The sequence below is a fragment of the Bacillus sp. CH140a_4T genome (assembly GCF_008923725.1).
GTDB lineage: Bacteria > Bacillota > Bacilli > Bacillales > Bacillaceae_G > Bacillus_A.
Genome location: NZ_WBPF01000016.1, coordinates 95,575 through 120,903, shown reverse-complemented (window position 1 = coordinate 120,903; position 25,329 = coordinate 95,575). Strand labels below are relative to the sequence as shown.

The 25,329-nt window shown below is 37.0% G+C and carries 23 protein-coding genes and 1 riboswitch; of the genes, 11 read left to right on the top strand and 12 right to left on the bottom strand.

Annotated elements, in window-relative coordinates:
* Nucleotides 1-13 precede the first annotated feature (13 nt).
* Nucleotides 14-886, bottom strand: a complete 873-nt coding sequence (locus F8162_RS16060) for a Cof-type HAD-IIB family hydrolase (RefSeq protein WP_151631526.1) — start codon at nt 884-886, stop codon at nt 14-16.
* A 134-nt stretch (nt 887-1,020) separates the two neighbouring features.
* On the opposite strand from F8162_RS16060, the gene F8162_RS16055 reads away from it, so the two are divergent.
* Nucleotides 1,021-1,638 carry a DNA-3-methyladenine glycosylase gene (locus tag F8162_RS16055; RefSeq protein ID WP_151631527.1) on the top strand — a complete coding sequence of 206 codons (618 nt, stop codon included), beginning with the start codon at nt 1,021-1,023 and terminating at the stop codon, nt 1,636-1,638.
* Nucleotides 1,639-1,720: 82 nt separating this feature from the next.
* Here F8162_RS16055 and alsD read toward each other — a convergent pair whose 3' ends face one another.
* Nucleotides 1,721-2,479 (bottom strand): alpha-acetolactate decarboxylase, encoded by a 759-nt coding sequence (alsD, locus tag F8162_RS16050; protein WP_151631528.1) that lies wholly within the window; start codon nt 2,477-2,479, stop codon nt 1,721-1,723.
* Between the two features lie 16 nt (nt 2,480-2,495).
* Nucleotides 2,496-4,184 carry an acetolactate synthase AlsS gene (gene alsS, locus F8162_RS16045; RefSeq protein WP_151631529.1) on the bottom strand — a complete coding sequence of 563 codons (1,689 nt, stop codon included), beginning with the start codon at nt 4,182-4,184 and terminating at the stop codon, nt 2,496-2,498.
* A 359-nt stretch (nt 4,185-4,543) separates the two neighbouring features.
* Between alsS and F8162_RS16040 the strand changes: the two genes are divergently transcribed.
* Together F8162_RS16040 and F8162_RS16035 are read left to right on the top strand one after the other, a co-directional pair.
* Complete coding sequence (locus F8162_RS16040) at nt 4,544-5,101, top strand: HAAS signaling domain-containing protein (protein ID WP_151631530.1); 558 nt, start codon at nt 4,544-4,546, stop codon at nt 5,099-5,101.
* A gap of 24 nt (nt 5,102-5,125) precedes the next feature.
* On the top strand, nt 5,126-5,746 hold the full coding sequence (locus tag F8162_RS16035) for an NDxxF motif lipoprotein (RefSeq protein WP_151631531.1): 621 nt from the start codon (nt 5,126-5,128) through the stop codon (nt 5,744-5,746).
* Nucleotides 5,747-5,786: 40 nt separating this feature from the next.
* On the opposite strand, the gene F8162_RS16030 is transcribed toward F8162_RS16035, so the two are convergent.
* The gene (locus tag F8162_RS16030) at nt 5,787-6,143 is read right to left on the bottom strand and encodes a YlbF/YmcA family competence regulator (protein WP_151631532.1); all 357 of its coding nucleotides are present in this window, start codon (nt 6,141-6,143) and stop codon (nt 5,787-5,789) included.
* 143 nt (nt 6,144-6,286) lie between these two features.
* Complete coding sequence (locus F8162_RS16025) at nt 6,287-7,423, bottom strand: DUF445 domain-containing protein (protein ID WP_151631533.1); 1,137 nt, start codon at nt 7,421-7,423, stop codon at nt 6,287-6,289.
* 134 nt (nt 7,424-7,557) lie between these two features.
* Between F8162_RS16025 and F8162_RS16020 the strand changes: the two genes are divergently transcribed.
* Nucleotides 7,558-8,610 carry a YheC/YheD family protein gene (locus tag F8162_RS16020; protein WP_151631534.1) on the top strand — a complete coding sequence of 351 codons (1,053 nt, stop codon included), beginning with the start codon at nt 7,558-7,560 and terminating at the stop codon, nt 8,608-8,610.
* 20 nt (nt 8,611-8,630) lie between these two features.
* Nucleotides 8,631-10,091: a YheC/YheD family protein gene (locus F8162_RS16015; protein ID WP_151631535.1), complete on the top strand. Its 1,461-nt coding sequence runs from the start codon at nt 8,631-8,633 to the stop codon at nt 10,089-10,091.
* Between the two features lie 16 nt (nt 10,092-10,107).
* Here F8162_RS16015 and F8162_RS16010 read toward each other — a convergent pair whose 3' ends face one another.
* A complete protein-coding gene (locus F8162_RS16010) occupies nt 10,108-10,353 on the bottom strand; it encodes a hypothetical protein (RefSeq protein WP_151631788.1) in 246 nt (81 codons plus the stop codon).
* Between the two features lie 398 nt (nt 10,354-10,751).
* Between F8162_RS16010 and sasP the strand changes: the two genes are divergently transcribed.
* The gene (gene sasP, locus F8162_RS16005; RefSeq protein ID WP_000013349.1) at nt 10,752-10,955 is read left to right on the top strand and encodes a small acid-soluble spore protein, SasP family; all 204 of its coding nucleotides are present in this window, start codon (nt 10,752-10,754) and stop codon (nt 10,953-10,955) included.
* A gap of 51 nt (nt 10,956-11,006) precedes the next feature.
* On the opposite strand, the gene F8162_RS16000 is transcribed toward sasP, so the two are convergent.
* From F8162_RS16000 to F8162_RS15975, 5 genes are all read right to left on the bottom strand, one after another.
* Nucleotides 11,007-11,741: an amino acid ABC transporter ATP-binding protein gene (locus F8162_RS16000; protein ID WP_098884280.1), complete on the bottom strand. Its 735-nt coding sequence runs from the start codon at nt 11,739-11,741 to the stop codon at nt 11,007-11,009.
* Between the two features lie 28 nt (nt 11,742-11,769).
* Complete coding sequence (locus F8162_RS15995) at nt 11,770-12,468, bottom strand: amino acid ABC transporter permease (RefSeq protein ID WP_033657688.1); 699 nt, start codon at nt 12,466-12,468, stop codon at nt 11,770-11,772.
* Nucleotides 12,455-13,252, bottom strand: a complete 798-nt coding sequence (locus tag F8162_RS15990; protein ID WP_151631536.1) for an amino acid ABC transporter substrate-binding protein — start codon at nt 13,250-13,252, stop codon at nt 12,455-12,457. Before F8162_RS15990 ends, F8162_RS15995 begins: the two co-directional genes overlap by 14 nt.
* A 293-nt stretch (nt 13,253-13,545) precedes the next feature.
* Nucleotides 13,546-15,546: an ABC transporter ATP-binding protein gene (locus F8162_RS15980; RefSeq protein WP_151631537.1), complete on the bottom strand. Its 2,001-nt coding sequence runs from the start codon at nt 15,544-15,546 to the stop codon at nt 13,546-13,548.
* The gene (locus F8162_RS15975) at nt 15,543-17,303 is read right to left on the bottom strand and encodes an ABC transporter ATP-binding protein (protein ID WP_151631538.1); all 1,761 of its coding nucleotides are present in this window, start codon (nt 17,301-17,303) and stop codon (nt 15,543-15,545) included. The genes F8162_RS15980 and F8162_RS15975 overlap by 4 nt, the downstream gene beginning before the upstream one ends.
* A gap of 585 nt (nt 17,304-17,888) precedes the next feature.
* Here F8162_RS15975 and gapN point away from each other — a divergent pair.
* From gapN to F8162_RS15945, 5 genes are all read left to right on the top strand, one after another.
* Nucleotides 17,889-19,328 (top strand): NADP-dependent glyceraldehyde-3-phosphate dehydrogenase, encoded by a 1,440-nt coding sequence (gene gapN, locus F8162_RS15965; protein WP_061677872.1) that lies wholly within the window; start codon nt 17,889-17,891, stop codon nt 19,326-19,328.
* Between the two features lie 177 nt (nt 19,329-19,505).
* Nucleotides 19,506-19,687, top strand: a riboswitch (Lysine riboswitch).
* Nucleotides 19,688-19,833: 146 nt separating this feature from the next.
* Nucleotides 19,834-21,258, top strand: a complete 1,425-nt coding sequence (locus tag F8162_RS15960; protein ID WP_151631539.1) for an amino acid permease — start codon at nt 19,834-19,836, stop codon at nt 21,256-21,258.
* Between the two features lie 60 nt (nt 21,259-21,318).
* Nucleotides 21,319-22,518 (top strand): ABC transporter permease, encoded by a 1,200-nt coding sequence (locus tag F8162_RS15955; RefSeq protein WP_151631540.1) that lies wholly within the window; start codon nt 21,319-21,321, stop codon nt 22,516-22,518.
* Nucleotides 22,519-22,799: 281 nt separating this feature from the next.
* On the top strand, nt 22,800-23,315 hold the full coding sequence (locus tag F8162_RS15950) for a type 1 glutamine amidotransferase domain-containing protein (RefSeq protein ID WP_151631541.1): 516 nt from the start codon (nt 22,800-22,802) through the stop codon (nt 23,313-23,315).
* A 320-nt stretch (nt 23,316-23,635) separates the two neighbouring features.
* Nucleotides 23,636-23,839 carry a hypothetical protein gene (locus F8162_RS15945; protein ID WP_151631542.1) on the top strand — a complete coding sequence of 68 codons (204 nt, stop codon included), beginning with the start codon at nt 23,636-23,638 and terminating at the stop codon, nt 23,837-23,839.
* 82 nt (nt 23,840-23,921) lie between these two features.
* On the opposite strand, the gene F8162_RS15940 is transcribed toward F8162_RS15945, so the two are convergent.
* The gene (locus F8162_RS15940; protein WP_151631543.1) at nt 23,922-25,124 is read right to left on the bottom strand and encodes an MFS transporter; all 1,203 of its coding nucleotides are present in this window, start codon (nt 25,122-25,124) and stop codon (nt 23,922-23,924) included.
* Nucleotides 25,125-25,329 lie beyond the last annotated feature (205 nt).

The following is a 25,329-nucleotide window of genomic DNA, read 5'->3' as shown; positions in this document are numbered from 1 at the left end:
CTACGTTTTTCTTTCATCGTTTCGGTGTATTTTTATGATTCTTCAAAAACGGAAGCGGGAATTGCTTACGGAAATGTTCTTTAATCATATACTCTACACCGTTCTCACTATTTGAACGTGTAATCCAGTCGGCTGCTTGCTTTAATTCTACAGGCGAGTTCCCCATCGCTACACCAAGCCCTACATTTTCAATTACTTCTAGATCTTCTAAACTATCTCCAATCGCAACCATTTCGTTTAGCGAAATATTTAAATGCTCTCCAAGCAATTGTAATCCACGTAATTTTGATACATTTTGCGGCAAGATTTCTATTCGTTTTGAATCACAATCAACATACTCTATATCTTGAAATGCTTTTCGTAATGTATTTAACCCTCGTTCTTTTTCACCTTTACTTTGGAAAATAACATCAATTTTTGGTGCCGCTACTGGATGATCACGAAGCGCATCACCTAACGAGTCTACAAATTGAACTGGATAAAATAATGGATCTGCGCTTGATAATACAGTACGCGCAATTAAGTTTGGTGTATTTCTCTCACGATTTCCGATTGAAAACCGTTCATGAGAAATGCGTACGTTACAATCAAAGTGCTCTAACACTTGCACAATGTTAAACGTCTTCTCTTCCGATAATCTCCTTTGAACGTACGGCTTATCTATCGTTGCTGAAACGAAAGCACCGCCGTGTGTCACTAATATAGAATCTAATTTTAGCGCCTTTGCAACTTTATGAGCGGACTGAAAATTACGGCTCGTAAACAATGTAACGTATACATCTTTTCTTTTCACAAATTCAATTGTTTCTCGTAATCCTTTTGCAATTTTTCCGTTGTTGTATAGTAGTGTCCCATCTATATTAAGAGCTAGTAAGCGATAAATCATGTCGCACTCCCCCTCTTCGCTGTTGTACTCTATCCATAATTTATGAAATAAATGTAGCAAATAGAACGAGTTAGAATTACTACTGAAAATTTGGTTTACTATATACATATACACTTAGCAAAGGAGATAGTACAATGCAAGCACCACCTTCCTTTTATGAAGGCGATACGTTAGAAGTCGCAAAGAAGTTACTCGGACAAAAACTTGTACATATTGTAGATGGAATAAAACGAAGCGGAATCATTGTAGAAGTAGAAGCATACAAAGGTCCCGATGATAAGGCCGCACATAGTTACGGCGGCAGACGAACAGACCGTACAGAAGTCATGTTTGGCGCACCGGGACATGCTTACGTATATTTAATTTACGGTATGTATCATTGTTTTAACGTCATTACAGCGCCAGTTGGCACCCCACAAGGTGTTCTCATTCGAGCACTTGAACCGGTAGATGGAATAGAAGAAATAAAACTAGCACGCTACAACAAAACCGAAATTACAAAAGCGCAGTACAAAAATTTAACGAGCGGCCCTGGCAAACTATGCCGTGCACTCGGAATTACTTTAGAAGAACGCGGCGTATCGTTACAAAGTGACACATTACATATTGAACTGGTCCGAGAAGAAGAACACATGTCATCACAATATCAAATAACAGCAGGACCTCGCATTAACATCGCCTATGCAGAAGAAGCTGTACATTATCCGTGGCGTTTTTATTATGAAGGGCATCCGTTTGTTTCAAAAAAATAAATGATAGCAACGATTCGACAAGGAATATCGACTTACCGACAAATAAAAGAAGACTGCTCCACAATGGAACAGTCTCTCCCTTTTACTCCGCACCTTCCGCAGTCGCGATATTATCCTCTAAGTTTTCTCTTGATAATTCAGCCGCCATAAAATCAGCTGTTTCTGGAAGTGCTAAATGCATATGAGCCTTTTGACAAATTTGGATCGTACAGTTTTCTACAACATAATCGAAAACATGTCCGCCTCCGCTTCTTGCATCGTCAATGTAATGTAAGTGGAAACCAGCTACACCAATACCTTGCGCGTAATCTGGTGTCCAAAATCCAGCAAGCGTACCTTCTGTATGTTTAAATGAAAAGATTGGTTGTGATTTCGTCACTTCAACGAGCGGTGTATACGGTTTTTCTTGTCTTGGAACCGTTCTCGTTCTTACTTCACGGAATGTACCGTCCATTCGAATAGCGTAAAATAAATTTTTACTTGGCATTAATTCATGTAATAATGCCTCAACTTCTTCACGATTCATCGGGCGCTCTACTGTATAACTCATTTCTTTTTCAAAAAACGTTACAGTCGCAAACGGTGTTGTTTCTTCCGGTTCTACTTTTTCTGCTGAACCGTCTGAACGTAAATGATAAAATTCGTTATCAAACGCAATCATTTCACCATCTAATTGATCAAATGTGCCGATGCCGAAATCACCACGTTCTTTCAATTCCTCAAAGCTAATCACACCATCATATATACCATCTAATAGCGCAAGCATTGTAGATGTTTGATATACTTCATTACTCATTTTCGTTCTTTTTGCATCAATATCAATGAGTTGTGCAACAGTCATCTCAATCATGCCTCCATTAGTTTAATTGGTTTGGTAATAATTTTTCGCTTAATTTAATGTTATCACGGTAGTCAATTGGAACATCAATAATGACAGGGCCGTCTGCTGCTAGTGCTTCTTTTAATACACCTTCTAATTCATCAGGCGTGTTAACGCGAAGACCTTTTGCACCGAAGCTTTCTGCATATTTCACAAGATCGACATCGCCAAACTCTGTAGCTGATGTTCTACCGTATTTCATCATTTGTTGGAACGCAACCATATCATACGTACCGTCTCTCCATACAAGATGTACGATCGGTGCGTTTAAACGTACCGCTGTTTCTAATTCCATCGAAGAGAATAAGAAACCACCATCACCTGACACGGAAACAACTTTCTTGCCCGGTTCAACTAAAGTAGCGGCAATTGCCCAAGGAAGTGCAACACCTAACGTTTGCATACCGTTACTAAATAATAATCTACGTGGTTCATAAGAACGGAAACATCTTGCCATCCAAATAGAATGTGAACCGATGTCACATGTCACAGTTGTATCGTCACTAATTAAAGAACGAAGTGTACGAATAACTTGAAGCGGATGCGTAACACCTTCTGAAGCACGGTTTGGAACTTCTGCTTGTTCTGATAATTTCGCGCGTAATCGTTCTAACACTGCTTCTGATTTCGAACTTAATACAAGTTTCGGTAATTTTTCTGCAATGCTATTTACTGTTAAAGCGATATCGCCAATTAATTCACGCTCTGGTTGGTAATCATGGTCGATATCTGCTTGATGATCATCAAGATGAATAATTGTTCTGTCTCCAAGTTTATTCCAGAATTTCGGATCATACTCAATTGGGTCATAACCGATCGAAATAACAAGGTCTGCCTCTTCTAGTAAAATATCACCTGGTTGGTTACGGAATAATCCAACGCGGCCGAAGAAATGATCTTCTAACTCACGTGAAATGGCACCAGCTGCTTGATATGTTTCAACGACAGGAAGTTCTGTATCCGCAATTAATTTACGAACGGCTTTCGTCACTTCATTTGTGCTCGCTCTCATACCGAGTAAAATAACCGGTAATTTTGCTGCTTTTATTTTTTCTACTACATATGTAATATCATGTGTGGGAGCGATTCCAAGCTGTGGCTTAGAAAGCGCACCGATAGACTCTACAGTCGTTTCCGCAGTCATAACGTCTTGCGGCAGACTTACTAAAGTAGCGCCTGGATTTGTGGAAGTCGCACTTCTAAATGCATTACTAAGTGCTTCTGGCACATTATCAGGATGCTCTACTTCTACACTATATTTTGTGATTGGTTCGAATAATGCAGCATTATCCATAGATTGATGCGTACGTTTTAATCGATCCGTACGTGGAACTGCACCAGCTAAAGCAACAACGGGATCACTCTCCGCATTCGCAGTAACAAGACCTGTCGCTAAATTTGATGTCCCTGGTCCTGAAGTTACAAGACATACGCCCGGTTTCCCTGTTAATCTACCAATAGCAGCTGCCATGAATGCTGCGTTTTGTTCATGACGACAAACAATTAACTCTGGTCCTCTTTCTTGCAGTACATCAAATACAGAGTCAATCTTCGCTCCTGGAATACCGAAAACATGTGTAACACCTTGTTTAATTAAACAATCAACAACAAGATCTGCTCCTTTTGTTTTTGTCTTCACGTCGTTTGCTTTTACACCTGTACTCAAACTAATCATCCCTTTATTTCATAATGTGTGTAATAAAGATTTTTAATTTCACCTAGTTAATTAACGTGGTGAAGTATTGCTTATCATTATATTACAAATGCATTATTTTTCCAACGATATGAATTTGACAGTTTTTTGACAACCATTAAAGAATCCGCTTACAACCCTTTATTTATCCTAAAATAATATTTTTATATTTCATCTAAAAAAGCACGAAAAACTTTCATCTCATCACAGTATTAAAAACTTCACAGTACCTTGCAAAGAACAATACTAAATGATATATTTGTAAATATTGGAATGCCCAGCAATTGGAATGTGTTTTGTAATTCATCATTTTATAAAGGAAAGTGATTATTATGAACAAAAGTGAATTTTTGGAACAACTTAGTTCTTCCCTGCGGAATATGCCTAATGTAGAAAAGAAAGATATTATTTCGGAGTATGAAACTCATTTTATCAGTGGTAAACAAGATGGGAAATGTGAAGAAGAAATTGCTAGAAAACTAGGAAACCCTAAAACGATCGCGAAAGAACTTACTGTTTCCTATGCAATAAGCAATGCTGACAATAAACGAAGCTTTAAAAATATGATAACTGCACTATTTTCTGTTATGAGCTTAAGTGTTTTAAACTTTACCTTTATCATTATCGCCTTTTTCGTATTACTCTTTTTATTACCGATCCTTCTAGCACTTATCATTGCTACTCCATTATTAATTATTTCACCTATTTTATTAATAGGATTAGGATTTTTCAAAGGGTTTCATCAAATTAGTTATTCCGATGTTTATAATGTGTTCATCGCTTTTTGCAGCGGTTTGCTCATATCCGTCATATGTTATCAAATGATAAAACATCTATACGCAGCTTTAGTTAAGTACTTGAAATGGAATGTAGCTATTTTACAAAGATAATAATGAATGTAAAAGGAGATTAAAATGAAGAAATATACTTTATATCCACTTATGTTACTTACAATTTTATTGCTATCAGCTTGTTCACACGATACACAATCTAATGAAGCAAATGATACACGATATGATAAATTAGAAGATGTACAATCTATTAAAGATGTTACGATTAAAATTCCAGAAACGATATTCACTTCCTCAAAAAAGAATGAAACGATTAATGAAGATGAAATGAAACAAAATATAAAAAAGTATTTAGATTATAGCGGAGATTTAGACGAAAACATCGTTCCACTTTCGTCAGCCATGTCTGATGAGAATGTCACGGAATCCGACCGAAATAAATTACAACAACTTGTAGATTTAGCAAAACAAAACGACGCGAACTTCCATAATTTTATTAGTAACAATACGATCCCTAATGATTACATAAAACCTTCGAAAGAAATGTATGAATTCATTTCAGCGTCTACAGCACTATCAGTAGAACTAGAGCAAGAATTAGACAAACTCGCTCAAAATGGTAACTTATTCAAAACGGATTTTTCTTTTACAAAACGCTTTGAGAAAGTTAATGGAAGAAAGCAAAAAGAGATCGAAAAGTTTTTGAAGGAAAAGAATATTGAAACGAAGTATTTCCACAAATAACAAACAAAAAGACGCCCCATCCTAGGGGCGTCTTCCTTCATTACGCTTGTTGTTGCGCGTTATATAAATCTTCAAGTGGCTTCATGATAATTTTGTTAACGTCAGTGATAACGATGTTTAGGCGTTGCTCAGTTTCCATTAACTTTGTGATTTTAGCATCTTGTTGAATGCGAGCTACAACTTCTTGTGCTTTTTGGTTATCTTCTTCAGTGATTTCTTGACCTTGCATCATTTTTTGTTGTAGGCCAAGTTGCATTGTGCGGAACTCATCGAATAAGTTCTTTGACGCTTCGTCACCTTGTACTGCTGCGTAGCTCTCTTTTAATGTTTGGAAGTCTTCGTTTTCAGCGATTGCTTTTTGTAATTCATATGCAACATCATGAATGTTTTTTGTCATTTTATTTTTCCTCCTTTAGAAGGCTAGCGCTTTTCGCTCACACTGCCTTTTAAGTGCATTTACATACGCACCTCTTCTTACCATATCAAACTATGCAAGAGATGTGAAGAAATTTCACTTTTATTTCTATGTACTTATCTTTACTACCTAAGGAACAACAGTAATACCCCTTGTATGAGTCCAATCATCCCGCCTAATAAGGCACCTAAATACGTAATCATTTTTAGTTCATTTTTCGTAATGGATAGCACTAAATCTTCTAGTCTCTCCGTTGAAAATGTAGATACTTCTTGCTGGACAATTTCCGCAAGGTGGAGATTGTTTAATATACTCGCTACGTTTTCTGTTCCCCACTTCAAGCCTTTCGTTACAGCACTTGGGACTAGCTTTTCCTTGATTGTTTCTCGAACTGGCTCACATACTTGCTGCACAGATTGGTTTAAAAATTTACTCACTGTTTCCTCAACTTTAACTGCTGACAATATGGAGCTTACAATCATTTCTTTTTCTACAAACGTTTCTAATTCTTTTACATCTCTTCCTTTTAACTTTTCCCACTCTTTTTGCAGTACATCAGTTAAAAGCTGCTTTGTGCCATCTTGCCCTAAAAACTTAATAACTTCTGGTTGCACACGATCCACTACACTTACATTCCCTAAAAACATTCCGACTAAGTTAAGTAGCGTTCCCCTGGAAGCAAAGAAATCATCAATCATTTTTGAAAGACGCGCTTTCCCCTCTTCACTTTCAAAAAACCTAATGCCTCGCTCTAAGATAAACGCCGAAACATTTGGGATCGTATTTTTTATTTTTTCATGAACAGAATGAGGTAAAGCCTGTTCCCATGTATATGTATAGTACTCTTCTAAAAATGCCTCAATCTTTTCTGTAATCACATGTTCGATTTTCCTAGTTGCTTCTTTTTCTACATGCGCTACGTTCCATTTTTCTAACATTTGTCGCAGTGATTGTTCATTCGTCATTACTTTATCGACTTCTACTTGTGCCCAGTCGATTAAACCTTTTTGAAACTCTTCATTTGTTAGCTTCTTTCCGATTCCTTCTGGTGTTAACAAATGCTCAACAACCATTTTCCCTAATTGAACAGCAAGCTCATCACGGCGCTTCGGAATTAATCCTGGTGTAAATGGCAATTGAAACTTTCCAATATAAATAGGACGATGAGGACGAAATAACATTTTTATCGCTAAATGATTTGTGAATCCTCCAATAATTGCTCCGATCCCTGTCGTCGTTAACATACTTAACCATATATTCATTGCAATCAACCTTTCGCTTCTTCAAAACTATAGCATATCATCATACGGACAACAGTATAATGGTATAAAAACGTATTTGCAATATATAACTTCGCCTATTATGTCAACATTTTGTTAGTAAAGGAGTGATTTCGTTGGTTCTCGGTATTTTAACTTCTCAGCCTCATTATGAGCAAACGTATTACACCGAAATCGCTAAACGCGCTCGGCTTTATCATAATGTCGTTGCCCAGTTTACGCCATTTGGTATTGATCCTAAAACAGATCTTATTTCTGGTCTGATTTATGATACTGATACAGGAAAATGGAAAGAGCAAATATTCCCTATTCCTTCTTATATATACGATCGTTCCTCTTTTAACGAAGAAACAGACTTCGAAAAAGCAAAGTCAATTATTCACTCATTACACAACCGCCCTACCACTACCTTTTTAAATAACACACTCATTGACTTAAGCGAACTACACGATTTATTTCTCACGAATAAAAAATTATCTCCTTATATACCAAAATTTGAAACAGCAACGATACAAAACGTTTTTAAGCTGTTATTAAAAACAAAAGATATTATTATACGTCCTACTCATACATATTCTATTGAAAATCTGTACCGGATCGCTTACAAAAATAAAACGTTTCATATCGATATTATAAGTGACGCCTATCATACTTCTACTTCAATCAAACGGACAGATGAATTTATATCTTGGTACAAACGTAACATACGATCAGCACGTTACATCACCCATACAATGCTGCAGCCACCAAATCAATTAACATACCCACTCCATATTCGGACCATTTTGCAAAAGAATAAAGAACAGCAGTGGAACGTTATCGGTCAATTTATACAAAAAAGCTCATTTCCGAATCAACTTTTACTTTCGGCAACAGATGATTCTTCGCTGCATTCATTTTCAAAAATTAAATACATACTATCTAGTACTGGGGTACAATTATTACAAGATGCTTTACATGACATTATAAATGAAGTGTTTCAAGCATTAGATCAATCTTATTCTTCGTTATTCGAGCTAGAGCTTTCCACCATTATGGATCAAAAAGGGGCCATTTGGCTTATGTATGTCAACACGATTCCCCCGTACGAACATTACATTCATCATAGTGATTCATTAGCCGAGAAAATATATCACGGACCACTAAAATTTAGTCGCTTTACACCATAATGAAAGGAGGCAATTTCATTTTGAAAGAGCACATATATACATTAAACATTTCAGATGAGCACCCAAATAGTATTACTTTACCTTATATTTTTTCCATTACACCACCGATTACATCCCTCTCTTTCGGCATACGCCATGTTGCCAGTGAAGAGGTGAAAATTCATTATTCCTTTACTCGCGAAATCATTATCGGAAAACAAATCGCAGAGAAACTTTTACTTCCTCATTCCACTACCATCCATGCATTCACGCAAAATGAAACGATTATTTTCGGACCATTAATCGGGATTTTTACAACTGGTTTTAACGATGACTCTTCTAATCCTTTAGGACGCCGTTCAACTTCTCTTGGCGAGTTACTAACGCCGCCATTCACTTTGAGACCGTTTGTATTCGTTTTTGGTGTGGAACATATAGACTGGGAAGATGAAACAATTGAAGGATATTTCTTTCAAGAAGGGCAATGGATTAAGAAAAAAGTACCTTTCCCGAATGTCATTTATGACCGATTACCAAATCGGAAAGCCGAAAATTATAAACCGATCGTAAGAGCAAAAAGAAAATTAGAGCATAACTATGCTATTCCATGGTTTAATCCAGGTTTTTTTAATAAATGGGAAGTGCATCAACTTCTTGTGAAAGATGAATCCATTATGCCGTTCTTACCAAACACAGAAACATTTCAGCACTTCGAACAAGTTGAACGATTTCTCGGAACGTACAAATCGATTTACATGAAACCGATACACGGTAGCTTCGGGAGAAATATTCATCAACTATTTTATTCTCAAGCAGAGAATTGCTACTACTGTCGTTATCGCGAAAATGAAGAAAATAAACTAAGAAAGTACCAATCATTAGAAACGCTTTTAAATCATGTGTTAAAAGGACATGATTTAAAAAAATTTATCGTACAACAAGGTATTTCCTTACTTCGCTTCGATGGGCAACCTGTTGATTTCCGCATTCATACAAATAAAAATCACTTCGGCCAATGGATGGTCAGTGCAATCGTCGCAAAAATTGCTGGCAAAGGTAGCTTAACAACGCATGTAAATAGCGGCGGGAATACAAAATTACTGCAAGAACTTTTTCCAGATTCAACGAAACAAGTTCAAATTGAAAATAAATTAAAACATACAGCCTTACAAATCAGTTACGCGCTCGATGAACAAGTAACCGGAAATATCGGAGAAATCGGCTTTGATATCGGTTTAGACACGCAGGAAAACCCGTGGCTCTTTGAAGCAAACTCTAAACCTGGGCGGACTGTATTTCAAGATGAAAAGTTAAAAGAACAAAGTGAACTGACGCGCCAATTATTTTACGAATATGCCATCTACTTAACTGAACATTCTTTGCGCGATGCAAAAGAAAAAATGTCTCAAATAAAATCAGATGCTTCCTCAAACACCGAGCATATCCCTTCCCCTATGATTCACTCACAAATACGAAAACAAAAACTTCCACCTCATTCATAAGGTGGAAGTTTTCTATTTACACAAGTTTCACTACAACCTCTGTTTCCACATTACACATCCCGCAATAAAAAACATGATTGCAGTACTCTTGTGAATTACTATGTGTTAAACCATCTACTACGCTTAATAATTCTTGATCCATATACGCACTATAATCGTCTATGTAATCTACAGTTTTCCCATAATCTTGGAGTATACCTTGGCAATTTTGACAAGAATATGTTTGTGATTCTAATGCGTTACAAAGCGGGCAAATTCCCATCATGATTCCTCCATACGTTTTCGTTTAAAAGCATCTAGTCATACGTAGAACCGGCTATGAAGTTGCTACAGATTTAATTGTAATAAGTCATAAATAAGAAGTTAATGATTTGCCCCCGAGTAGCGGGATACAAAAAGAAAAGCATATTTCAAATCGCTCTTAGTTTAGCCTTCTTTCTAAAAAATACAACGATTACTCTTATTTCATAATTTACGAAATCACTAATATTTTTTACAAAATTTACAAATTATTATTTCGTATATCTTTCTAGGTAACATCCATACTATGAGTACAAACTTAATTACCGATGGATTAGCGCCAAACGGGGCGATAATCTGGTTCAAATCCAGCTAGTCCAACCAAAAAAATTTTTATAACTCTAAGGAGGATATATTCCTATGGCAAACCAAAGTTCTTACAATCAATTAGTAGTACCAGGTGCAACAGCTGCAATCGATCAAATGAAGTACGAAATCGCTCAAGAATTTGGTGTACAATTAGGAGCAGATTCTACGGCTCGTGCTAACGGTTCTGTTGGTGGAGAAATTACAAAACGTCTAGTTGCAATGGCTGAGCAAAGCCTTGGCGGATTCCAAAAATAAATATATATGGCAAAAAGGTCTCAAGGCATATACCTTGAGACCTTCCTTCATTTATTGCAACATTTGTAAAAACTTCTTCGTTCGTTCTTCTTTTGGATTTGTAAATACATCTTCTGGTGTACCTTGTTCGACAACGACACCGCCATCCATGAAAATAACGCGGTTCGCAATTTGATGTGCAAAGCGCATTTCGTGCGTTACAATCACCATCGTCATGCCTTCTTTCGCAAGTTCTTTCATTACTTTCAAAACTTCTTGAACGAGTTCAGGATCAAGCGCTGACGTTGGCTCATCAAATAGTAACACTTCCGGCTCCATCGCAAGCGCGCGAGCAATTCCAACGCGCTGTTGTTGTCCGCCTGATAATTGGAATGGATATAAGTCTACTTTATCCGCAAGACCAACTTTTTCAAGGAAATAGTTTGCCTTTTTCTTCGCTTCTTCTTTCCCCATCTTTTTCACTGTAACGAGCCCTTCCATTACATTTTGAAGTGCTGTTAAATGCGGAAATAGATTATGGTGCTGGAATACCATACCTGTTTGCGTACGAAGATTGACAATATCTTTCTTCGATACTTTTTGAGAGAAGTCGAGCTCTTTATTACCGATTCGAATACTACCAGCATTCGGCGTTTCTAACACGTTGAGACAACGTAAGAATGTCGTTTTACCAGATCCAGATGGGCCGATAATAACAACAACTTCCCCCTTCTCAACTGATAAATCTATATGCTTTAGTACGGTATTATCTCCGAAACTTTTTTGTAAATGTTGAATTGAAATCATAAAAACAAAAACTCCTTTTATGAAAGGGTTATTTTAGAGTGTAACGTTCTGAACGTTTTTCTAATATTTGTTGCACAATAGATAATAAGAAGCAAATTGCCCAATAAATTAGACCTGCTTCGAAATAAACAATTAAAAACTCGTAGTTCATTGCCGCAATTTCCTGCGCTTTTCGGAACATTTCTGTTACTAAAATTAACGATGCTAATGAAGTATCCTTCACTAAACTAATAAATGTATTCGAAAGCGGCGGGATAGATACGCGCGTTGCTTGCGGTAAAATAACACGTTTTAACGCTTGCGGATATGTCATCCCAATTGTGTAAGCTGCTTCCCACTGTCCTTTCGGGATTGAAAGGATAGAAGCACGAATAATTTCAGATGCATACGCACCAACATTTAATGAAAATCCAATAACTGCTGCTGTATATGGCTCAACTTCAATATTAAGAGTTGGAAGACCATAGAAAATAATAAATAACTGTACAAGAAGTGGCGTTCCGCGAATGATAGATACATAGATACGAGCAATCCATTGTAAAATACGACTACCTGAAATACGTGCGAGCGCCGTTAACGTCGCAAGTATAATCCCGATAATAAATGTAATAAGCGTTAATGGAATTGTCGTAAACACAGCTTCCTTCAGCATAGGCATGAAGGAAGACTGCATAATATCTATCCAAGTAGACAATCGATCTGAAACCAACGCACTACTTAGATACATTTTCACCGAACCATTTTTTCGCTATTTTATCGTACGTACCATCTTTTTTCATATCTTCTAACGCTTTATTTACTTCTTGTACTAGCTTGTCGCTACCTTTACGGAATAAGAATCCACTTTGTGACGCTTCTTTTTCTGTATCTACAATTTTAATTTTTGCATCTTTTTTCGTTTCTAAGTAGTTTAACACTGATAATTTATCATTAATTGTGAAATCAACGCGTCCAGTATTTAATAATTCTGCGGCTTGGCTAAAGCCTTCTACATTCGTAATTTCTGCGCCATTTTTCTTAGCAATATCTGCATAGTTACTTGTTAAAGATTGTGCTGCTTTTAATCCTTTTACATCAGTAAATGTAGCAGGTTTATCTTTATCCTTCGCAATAACTAATACCGCTGAAGATGAAACGTATGGGCTAGAGAAGTCATATTTCTTTTGACGATCTTCACGAATACCAACTTCGTTTGCAACCATGTCGAAACGTTTTGCATCTAGACCAGCAAGTAAGCTGTCCCATTGTGTTTCTTTAAATACAGGTTTTACCCCTAAACGTTTTGAAACTTCTTCTGCTAATTCAACGTCAAATCCAGTTAATTTATTGCTTGAATCGTGGAATGTGAACGGTGGATATGTACCTTCTGTTCCAATTACAAGTTCACCACTTTGTTTTATCTTTTGTAACGCATCTTGACTAGCTGTATCTTTTTTCTCTTCTTTACCGCAGCCCGCTACAATTCCGATCGCTAATGTAGTTACTGCAAGTACTGAAAATAATTTTTTCATAATGGTAATCCTCCAAGTATTCTGATAGGAATTTAAAAACTATATTGATTGTATGCAATCTTGAACAATTTTTCAATGAAAATGTTCTTATTTAGTTTATCCTTTTTCTTCATAATCAAACAAAAGGGGAAAAAACGCTACATACAAAAAATAAGTAACATTTTTTAATATAGCATTTATAAAGAAAAAGGTAAAACAATACTTCTTATTTAACTGTCGTGATTCTCTGAAGAATCGATGTGTTCACCAATAAAAAAGAACTTGCGAAAATCACAAGTTCTCCCCCGTACCTATTAAGCGCTCTGATTACCTTCCATTTGCGTTTTATACATATCGTAATAACGCCCACGCTTTTTCATTAGCTCATCATGAGAGCCTTTTTCTAAAATCGTTCCTCTATCAAGCACAATAATTTGATCTGCGCTTTTAATTGTTGAAAGACGGTGAGCGATAATAAATGTCGTTCTTCCTTTTTTCACAACTTCTAGCGCTTGTTGGATCATCGCCTCTGTTTCTGTATCGATACTAGACGTTGCCTCATCTAAAATTAAAATGGCTGGGTCAAAAGCGAGCGCCCTAGCAAACGATATAAGCTGACGTTCTCCGGTTGAAAGTGTACTTCCTTTCTCCGTAATTTCTTCATCTATATTGTTCGCAAACCGTTCAGCACCAACATCACGTAATGCTTTTACGATGCGCTCTTTTGAAATTTTTTCGTTCTCTAAGCTAACATTGGATGCCACCGTCCCGCTAAATAAAAACGGATCTTGCAGTACGATTCCCATATGTTCACGTGTTGCTTGTTTCGGCATCTCTTTTACATCATGACCGTCAATCGTAAGCTTTCCTTTTTCAAACTCATAAAACTGAAAGAGTACATTCATAATCGAACTTTTTCCTGATCCAGTATGACCGACAAGTGCCACTGTCTCGCCTTGTTTCGCTTCAAAAGAAATATTTTTTAGTACTTCATCTTTTCCATTATAAGAAAATGAAACATTATCAAACTTCACATTTCCTTGTAAGCGAGGCATACGTTCCTCTTCTACTGCTTCCCCTTTTTCCTCTAACAATTCAAAAACACGTTCTGATGCAACACGCGATTGTTCTAAGTTAGCAAGCTGATTTACCATATTTGTAATCGGAGAGAACAATCTCGTTAAATAATCAACGAACGCATACAGTATCCCTAGAGAAATGACGCCTGAAGCACTTAATGAAGCGCCACCGAAATACCAAATCACACCTGTAAAAGCGATATTTCTTAATACAGACACTAAATTATGAGAAGTTGCTGCATTTAAATTCAAAATTTTATTTTGATACTTAAAATAATCGCCATTTAATTCTTCAAACTCTTTTTTCGTTTCACGCTCTTGACGAAACGCTTGAATAATTGGCATCCCTTGAATAGATTCATTCACTGTTCCGTTAATATCAGATAAACGTGAGCGCATTTTATGATTGTATACAGACGCATACTTTCTATAAAGAATCGCCCACACAATTAAAATCGGGATGATAAGTAAACATAACGTCGCCAATTTTACATCGAGTAAAAATAGCGCAGCGAATATCCCGATAATATAAATGATACTAGAAACGAATGTCGCTAGTACCGTTACGTATAAATCACGAATGGCTTCCGTATCATTCGTTACACGCGATACAATTTTCCCTGCTGGTAAATGATCGAAATAACGAATCGGCAACGTTTGGATATGAGAAAAGACATCCTCCCTCATAATTTGAATAATTTTGTTCGCTGCCTTCTGTAAGAAAAATTGCTTTCCGTATGCAAATAATGAGACAACTACTAATAAAGCGAAATAACCACCACCAAGTAATAATAGGTGGGGGATTTCTGGTTTATAAAATGCAAACACTTCTTCTTTCGTTAATGCTTTCGCTTTATACACTTGCACTGCCTTACCATTTTGGACGGTAATCATATCATCTTTTACAGTACGTGACCCTTCAGCATTCACTTTATTTGGTACAAAGTAATATTGAAAACCGACTTGCATCACGCGTACTTCTTTTCCTTTTTTCTCACCTTCCTGGAAGCGATCACTTCGCTTATAAAAGGCGCCATTATACGAAACAGCCTCTTCACTCTTTTCTGTTTCATACCAAGGTTTCTCTATCCCGACGATATGATCGTCAATCATCGTTTTCGCGACGAAAGGACCAGCAAGCTCTGCGATGACGAAAATAAATAACATTAGCATCGCTGCAAAAATTGCCCCTTTCACTTTCATCGCATATTGAAACAATCGTTTTGAAACGCTCATATTTTCACCCCATTATCCGCACTTTCACTTTCCCCTTGTTGCCTTTCAAACTGCTCAGCATACCAACCCCCGCTTCGGATAAGCTGATCATGCGTACCTTCTTCCATAACTTTGCCTTCATCCATAACGAGAATCCAATCCGCATGTTGTACGGCCGATAAACGATGCGTCGTAATAATCGTCGTCTTTCCGCTTCTTTCTGTTCTTATATTTTCAATGATCGCTGCTTCCGTACGAGCATCAACAGCTGATAAAGAATCGTCCAAAATTAAAATTTCTGGATTTTGAATCACAGCTCGCGCAATTGAAATCCTTTGTTTTTGCCCTCCTGATAAAGAAACACCCTTCTCTCCAACGAGCGTTTCTAACCCTTCTGGTAAAAACTCTAAATCCTTTGTAAACGCCGCAATTTCAATCGCTTTCTCGAGTTCTTCTTCAGTCGCTTCTCGGTTTCCGAATAAAATATTTTCCCTCGCTGTTTTTGAGAACAAAATATGTTCCTGAGGTACATACCCAATCCATCCGAGTACATTTTCATTTGTTATTTTATCTAACGTCACATCAGAGACCGCAATATCCCCATCACCAAGCGGATATTGACGCAGAAGCTGACGTACAAGCGTCGTTTTTCCGCTTCCTGTTTTCCCGACAACCCCTAGCGTTTCTCCTTGTTTTAATGTAAACGAAACCTTCTTTAAATTTGTTTCAGTTGATGAAGGATATGAAAAGGTAACGTCATCAAACTGAATATAATCCGGCTCTTGTACAAGCTTTGGATTTTTTGGATCTTTTACATCTGGTTCATACGCTAACGTTTCATTCACACGGTCTAACGAAGCATTTCCTCTTTGCATAACATTGATTAATTCGCCAATTGCAAACATCGGCCAAATCATCATCCCTAAATACACGTTAAAAGAAACGAGTTCACCAAGTGTTACCTTTGATTGAAATACAAGATATGCGCCATATACTAAACCAATTAAATAACTAAGGCCAACAAGCATTTTCACAGTCGGCTGGAATAATGCATCAATTCTTGCTACTTTCATATTTTTTTCGTAGACGTCATCTCCTAAATGATGAAATCTTTCTTGATCTGCGTTCTCTTGTACATACGCACGAATAACGCGCACACCAGCGATTGATTCAAGTACTTTATCGTTCATATCACCAAATGCATCTTGCGCAACTGTAAATCTTTCATGCAATTTCTTTCCATATATATTCATCGCATACGCCATAATCGGAAGCGGTATAAGTGCCGCAAATGTAAGCTCCCAACTAATTGTAAATCCCATCATACAAACGATCGTAAGCATATATAAACTCGAATCCACGAGCGTTAATATACCGAAACCAGCTGTCATAGCAATTGCTTTTAAGTCATTTGTCGCTCTCGCCATTAAATCGCCAGTACGATTTTTTTGATAAAACGTCGGTGTCATTTTAAGTAAATGCCCCATAAATTTAGAGCGCATCGTTCTCTCCAGTACGAATGCACCGCCAAACAATTGATGTTGCCAAACGAAAGTAAGACCATATCCAATTACCGTAACCCCTACTAAAATAAGAATAAATTGCATAATCGCTGCATTCGTTAACGTTCCTGTTTTTATATTATCAATCGTAACCCCTAACACTTTCGGAGGAATAACTTCAACTATATTTACAATCAAAAGAGCTCCAATGGCGATACTATATCTCTTCCAATGCTCTTTAAAAAACCATTTTAACTTTAGTAATACTGATAACAATGTGACCTCTCCCTTCTCGTTCTCGTTTCACTCTCATTTCTTTACCCACTATCCAGATCCATCACATTTACATTTCGTAATCCATACAATCTCATCACATTTTTCCACCTTCCAAAGTTTTATATAGTAACGTGGAAAACAAAAAAAAGCATACCGCCGCTTGACGATATGCACAAAAATGCATAAAAGCGTACGTTACGATATACGCAACGTACGCTTTTTATAAGACAAAGATGCCTTATATATCCGCACGGGTTGCGTAATGATATGAATGTTTTCTGCCATTTAACAGAGCTAAGCCCATTACATTTACGATTACAATCATTACGCACACCCCCTTCATTTATTTTCCATTTATAATCTTACAACTTTATTGAGTATTCTGTCAATTGTTTTTTTACACACCGAATAAAAATATACGCTACCTCATTTTGAAATAAGGGAATCTTCTGTAAGAAAGGGCATACAAAATAAAAAAAGAATAAGAAATCGTTTTCACAAACATTTCATTTGAAAAATGTTATCAAACACCCTACAATCACCTTATACTCACTCTTACAAGTTGCTATTTTAGGAGGACTAATCATGACAACTAGCAATACGTACAAATTTTATTTAAACGGAGAATGGAGAGAAAGCTCTTCAGGAGAAACAATCGAAATTCCATCTCCATACTTACACGAAGTAATTGGACAAGTACAAGCAATTACTCGCGGAGAAGTAGATGAAGCAATTGCATCTGCAAAAGAAGCTCAAAAATCATGGGCAGAAGCTTCTCTACAAGATCGCGCAAAATATTTATATAAATGGGCTGATGAGCTCGTAAATATGCAAGACGAAATTGCCGATATCATTATGAAAGAAGTCGGTAAAGGATATAAAGATGCGAAGAAAGAAGTTGTTCGTACAGCTGATTTCATTCGTTACACGATTGAAGAAGCTCTTCATATGCACGGAGAAAGCATGATGGGCGATAGCTTCCCTGGCGGAACGAAATCTAAACTTGCGATCATCCAACGCGCACCACTTGGTGTTGTATTAGCAATCGCACCGTTTAACTACCCAGTAAACTTATCTGCTGCAAAACTTGCACCAGCATTAATTATGGGTAACGCTGTTATTTTCAAACCAGCAACTCAAGGTGCAATTAGCGGTATTAAAATGGTGGAAGCACTTCATAAAGCTGGCCTTCCAAAAGGACTTGTAAACGTAGCGACAGGACGCGGTTCTGTAATTGGTGACTACTTAGTAGAACACGAAGGTATCAATATGGTATCGTTCACAGGCGGTACAAACACAGGTAAACATTTAGCGAAAAAAGCTGCAATGATTCCACTTGTATTAGAACTTGGTGGTAAAGACCCTGGTATCGTTCGTGAAGATGCTGACTTACAAGATGCTGCAAACCATATCGTAAGCGGTGCATTCTCTTACTCTGGTCAACGTTGTACAGCTATTAAACGTGTACTTGTACACGAAAACGTAGCAGACGAGCTTGTTAGCTTATTAAAAGCGCAAGTAGCTGAACTATCAGTTGGATCTCCAGAACAAGATAGCACAATCGTTCCATTAATCGACGACAAGTCTGCTGACTTCGTTCAAGGTTTAGTTGACGACGCTGTAGAAAAAGGTGCTACGATCGTTATCGGTAACAAACGTGAGCGTAACTTAATTTATCCAACATTAATCGACCACGTAACAGAAGAAATGAAAGTTGCTTGGGAAGAGCCATTTGGCCCAATTCTTCCAATCATCCGTGTTTCTTCAGATGAGCAAGCAATTGAAATTGCTAACAAATCAGAGTTCGGTCTGCAAGCAAGTGTCTTCACAAAAGACATTAACAAAGCATTTGCAATTGCTAACAAAATCGAAACTGGTTCTGTTCAAATTAACGGACGCACAGAGCGCGGCCCTGACCACTTCCCATTCATCGGTGTAAAAGGTTCAGGTATGGGCGCACAAGGTATTCGTAAGAGCCTTGAGTCTATGACACGTGAAAAAGTAACTGTATTAAACTTAGTTTAATCTTATATGTAGAAGCTGATCTAGTTTTAGATCAGCTTCTTTTATATCAAATAATTATCCATTCCTAATGACTAACTCTTCTCTATAATCTGATTATTACTATATCCATTGACGTATAAAAATACATTTGTTACTCTTAAAGACGTTAATTTAATATTTAAATCCTCATTCGTATCTCGGTGAGGTAGAGGTTGCAATCATTAAGAGTATCGTTTCAGGAGATGTAGTGGCATTGATGAAGGAATGAGAAAGGAATGATTGCCGAAGTAAGTTGTGTCCACCATGCACGCTTGCTGGGTCTGCATTTAATAAGTGCAGAACTGTCACAAACGTTTCGTTTGTGGAGAGCTATCGAGAGGTATGTCGTGGGTTTCTTATAAGATAGAAAGCATGTAGCGGCAAATTACGTGCTTTTTTTGTTTTGTTTGGGACTTCTCTTCTCTACTAAGAAGACATACATATCTCCTCGCTTGACTTGGTTATACTAACTTTGGAGGTATTTTCTATGCAACAAAAAAAATGGGGCTTTTGGGTACTAACAGCTTTCGTTGTCGGTAACATGGTTGGCGCTGGGATTTTCATGGTGCCAAGTACGTTGGCACAAACAGCAAGCCCTCTCGGTGTCACTTTAGCTTGGTTAACAACAGGGTTTGGTGTTTTAATGCTAGCTCTTGTTTTCGGTAATTTAGCAATTCGTCGTCCTGATTTAACGACAGGACCACAAAGTCATGCATATGCTTTATTCTCATCACCAAAAAAGAAAAAAATGGCTGGTTTCAGTATGGTATGGGGATATTGGGTTGCAAACTGGGCAAGTAACGTTGCCATCATTACATCTTTCGCGGGATATTTATCACTCTTCTTCCCAATTATGAAAGATACACGACTACTATTTTCAATCGGCTCGTTCGATATAGAAGTTGGAAAACTCATTACATTTACTATTTGTTCCATCTTACTTTGGGGAACTCATATTATATTAACAAACGGTGTAAGCGGAGCTGGAAAGCTAAACTTCTTAGCAACAACAACGAAAGTAACTGGATTCCTTTTATTCATCGTCGTTACGTTATTTGCATTCGAAGCTTCTAAGTTTGGACAATGGTACACACCGATGATCGATAAATCAGGTGTATCACACGGCCTTCTTTCACAAGTAAATTTAGCCGCTCTTACGACGCTTTGGGCGTTTATCGGAATTGAATCAGCAGTACTTTTATCAAACCGTGCTACCTCTCCTAAAACGGTAAAACGCGCAACAGTAGCTGGATTACTTATTACAGTTGCGATTTACTTAGGAATTACCATTTTAACAATGGGTGTACTTCACGTTGATAAATTACAAGCTTCGGAACGTCCATTAGCAGACGCATTAAACGCTGCAATGGGTCATGGCGGCGGGAAACTGATGGCATTACTTGCTCTTACTTCCCTATTCGGTTCTATCTTAGGTTGGATTTTATTAAGCTCGGAAGTACCGTATCAAGCAGCAAAAGAAGGTTTCTTCCCTTCCTTCTTCACAAAAACGAACAAAAAAGGAAGTCCAATTTACTCATTACGATTAACAAACATTATGTCGCAAGTGTTCTTATTCTCAACATTATCAGGAACGATTGCGGAAGCTTATACATTCGTTATTACCGTATCAACACTAGCCTACCTCATTCCATATCTCGTTTCACCAATCTTCCAGTTAAAACTAGTCGCAACTGGTGAAACATATAAAAATGAAGTGCGAGCAAGAATTACAGATGGCATAGTCGCAGTAATCGCACTTTGTTACGCACTATGGGTTATTAAAACAGGTGCATCCGATATAAAAACGTTCCTTCTCGGAATTGGTTTATTCGTAATCGGCTTTGCCTTCTATCCATTAATGAATCGTGATCAGAAAAAAAATAACGAAAAGAAAAACGAGCAAGTTGCGTAACGCAATTTGCTCGTTTTTTCTTTTATAAAACATATATAATAGAACAAAGAGGTGAAAAACATGTCAATCGAATCGCTATGGAGCAGTCGCTTCCAACAACATATTCAAAATATCATTACATACTTTGCACGTATGATTAACGGTTTACTATATAGCTTTATCTTCGTTGTCTGTATAGGTGCTTACTATTACGCAAAGTTTCTTAAGACAGCTCCTGCTAAAGGACTATCTTTATTACTTATTACAATCGTCCTAACAGCGATTATAACGAGATGCCCTATCCGTACATTTATTCAGAAACCTGATGCTGTCTATTTACTCGCACTAGAAGAGAAACTAACATCTTATTTCAAAAAATCTCTTCTATATAATTACATCATTCAGCTTTTCCCATTATTATTTACGTTCCTTATTCTCGTTCCACTTGCATTGCAGTCATTACAATTAACGGTACCTTTCTTATGTACAATCTTTCTCGTTTTAATGATTACGAAAGCTTGGAACATGTACATACATTGGATATGGCGTGATAGTCACGAAAAAAACATATGGTTCATTATTCGGATTACTTGTAACGCACTAATTATTTACATGCTGTTTTACTCAGCAAATGTTCTCATATTAGGCGGATTACTCTTACTACTTGCTTTCCTGCTTCTATATACGAAAAAGCAGCCAACAAAACGAATACCGTGGGATTACATAATTGAACAAGAAGAAAAAATGAACGTTCGTTTTTATCAATTTGCTAGCATCTTCACCGATGTGCCGCAACTAAATAAGCAAGTAAATAAAAGAAAATGGCTTACAAATTGGATTGAACCTTTATTACATAAAAAGCGAGCAACTTTCTTCTACTTACATACACTAGCATTTTTACGCGGAAATGATTATTTCGGTATATATATTCGCTTAGGATTGATCGGTGCCTTCGCCTTATATTTTATACCAAACATATACGTAAAAGGCGCTATCGCATATATCGTCCTATATATGATTTCTATGCAGCTCCGTTCCTTGTGGAAATATTTTTCAGGAAATATTATCGTAGCATTATATCCGATTGATACTGAAAAACGAATGAATCAATTTCTTCGCTTAATCTTTATATTACTAAGTATTCAACTCGTTGTATTTTCAACTGTTATACTCATTGCTACAGGTCAATTTTTACATAGCCTTATCATTATGATTATCGGGTTAATCTGGATCAAATTTATTATTGTACCAAAAACGAAGCAACGCGTTTCTTCGTTTTAACGAAAAGAAGTATCTTAAAAGCCAAGGAGAAAATAAATTATCTCCTTGGCTTTTTTATTTTTTTCCTCAAACAAGAATTACCGCAACAACCGCTATTCTATGATTTTTACATACAAAGATGATAATACATGTTTACGTCCTAATAAAAAGGGTATGTATTAAATTAACAGGGCAAAGGAACTGAAGGGAATGGAAAAATATGAATTAAAGTTTCACTTTATAAAAGACATTGCTCAAGGACGATTCTGAAACCGATAATACAATATAAGGAGCTGATTGCACTGAGTAAAAAAATTGCTATTTTAATAACGGATTATTTCGAGGATACAGAATACACAGAGCCAGTGGAAGCTTTTCATCAAAAAGGATATGAATTAACAACTATTGAAGCAGAAAAAGGTAAAACAGTACACGGTAAACAAGGAAATAGTGAAGTCGTAATCGATAAAGGTATCGATGATGTTTCTTCAGAGGACTTTGATGCCCTCTTCATACCAGGCGGATTTTCCCCAGATATACTTCGTGCAGATGAACGTTTTGTTCGATTTAGCAAAGCATGTATGGATGCGAAAAAACCTGTTTTTGCTATTTGTCACGGACCCCAATTACTCATCACTGCACAAACACTTGAAGGACGCGATGTGACTGGCTATAAATCCATTGAGGTTGACTTAAAAAATGCTGGTGGACATTTTCATGACAAAGAGGTTGTCGTATGCCAAAATCAGCTAGTAACAAGTAGACAACCGGAGGATATCCCCGCGTTTATTGAAGAATCATTGCGTATATTAGGATAGTTACTTTGGCTAACCTCATTTTATTTGTATGAAAAAAATTTAATCAGTGGGGTTTTGTTCATCCCCTACTGATTATTAGCCCTCACCAACTGGTCGCTTACAGGCAATCCGACCTCCACAAATAGCGGGATAAATAAAAAGAGTGTAATCCAAAAGTGCAGTTTTAATGACCTTTTGGTTTACACTCTTTTCTCGTCCCAAAATTTCTAATCACTTTTCATAGGCAATTCTCATATAGTGAAAATGACTATACCATTCCTATCCATAAGTTAACTCATGATTTTACACATATATAAATACAAAAGATGGGAGCCTTAATTATGAATAACACTCCACCTTCAACGCCCCCAAATCCTACTGAAACAAATACTCGTGAAGTGAGCTTACAAACGTTACGCGTTATCGGGCTTATCGTACTGATTAGCGGCTACATATTAGTAGCTCTTTCTGAAGTAGGAACTTTAAAAAATCTTTTACTAAAGCCTAGAACTACTCCAAATTTAGCTGAAGTTGATCCATTTTAAAAATTATATAAAAAGCGAGTCCCGCATTCACATGCAAAAAGCCCCTTACAAAAAGGGGCTTTCCAATAACTCTTTATTCTCATTACTTCGCAAAACTTTCAGCTAGCTGTTTCTCTCTCCACATAAATGTAATAGCGAGACCAACTATTAAAACAACTCCTGAGAAAGCATATGGATAATGAATATTCATATCAAATAATATTCCGCCCATCGCTGGTCCTGCGATATTTCCTAAACTCGTATAAGTCGAGTTCATACCAGCAACGAATCCTTGCTCTTTTCCAGCTGCTTTTGATAAGAACGTCGTTAAAGCTGGACGTAGTAAATCAAATGCAAGGAAAATGAAGCAAGTAACGAGAAGTACAATCCAATAATTAAAGACTACAGTTGAAACAAACGCTAATACTGCACCTACAATTAAACAGATTTGAATTAACACTTTTTCACCGAACATGTCGACCAATTTGCCAAACATAAATACTTGCACAACTACCCCAAAGATTGAACTAATTGTAATAATCGCCGCAATATCTTTCGGTGTGAATCCAAACTTATGATCAGAGAACAGACTAAACACAGTTTCATACGCTGATAATCCGAATGCGAGTACAAATACGATAATAAATGCAATTGCATACATTGGATGTAATGATTTCTTTAAATCACCAATAAAACTTGATTCTTTCGTATTAGAAGAAATCTCTGCAAGCTCTTCTTTCGTTAACGGCTCTTTTAAAATAAAGATAGAAATTACACATGCTATAAAAGCAATTGCTGCTGCAACGAAAAACGGTACACGTATACCGTATTCTGCAATAAATCCGCCAATTCCAGGCCCTATAATAAACCCAGTACTAATCGCCGCAGATAAATATCCCATCGCCTTTGGACGTTCCTGCATAGATGTAATATCCGCAACATATGCCGTAACACCAGGCATAATAAATGCGGCACTAATTCCGCCTAACACCCGTGCTGCATAAAGCATCCACACATCTTTTCCTAATCCAAAAAGAAGTTCTGAAACACCAAAAATAAATAATCCAATGATGATCATTTTCTTCCTACCGTAAAGATCGACCCACCGGCCTGTAATAGGTGAAGCTATAAGCTGAGCCATTGCAAACACTGCAACGAGATACCCCATCGTCTTCCCTGTTAAACTCATGTCATTCATAAAGGACGGCATAACCGGAATGATTAATCCAATCCCTAAAAAAGCGATAAATATATTACTCAAAAGAATGACCAATACCATCTTTTGTTCTTTTATCGGTTTCTTCACTTTTTAACACCTCTTCCCGTAAGCTCCTCTCAAAAAAAATAATGCCCAAGAAGCTTTTTCTTTATCCTACTATTTGTGGGCTAATCATGAGTAGAGATGCCTCCACTCATTAGAATTTCACACTATCCTTCCACACATACATAAGCATTAGGTGAATGACTATCATTCATTTTCCCTCAAAAATAAACCTACCTTTTCAGACAGG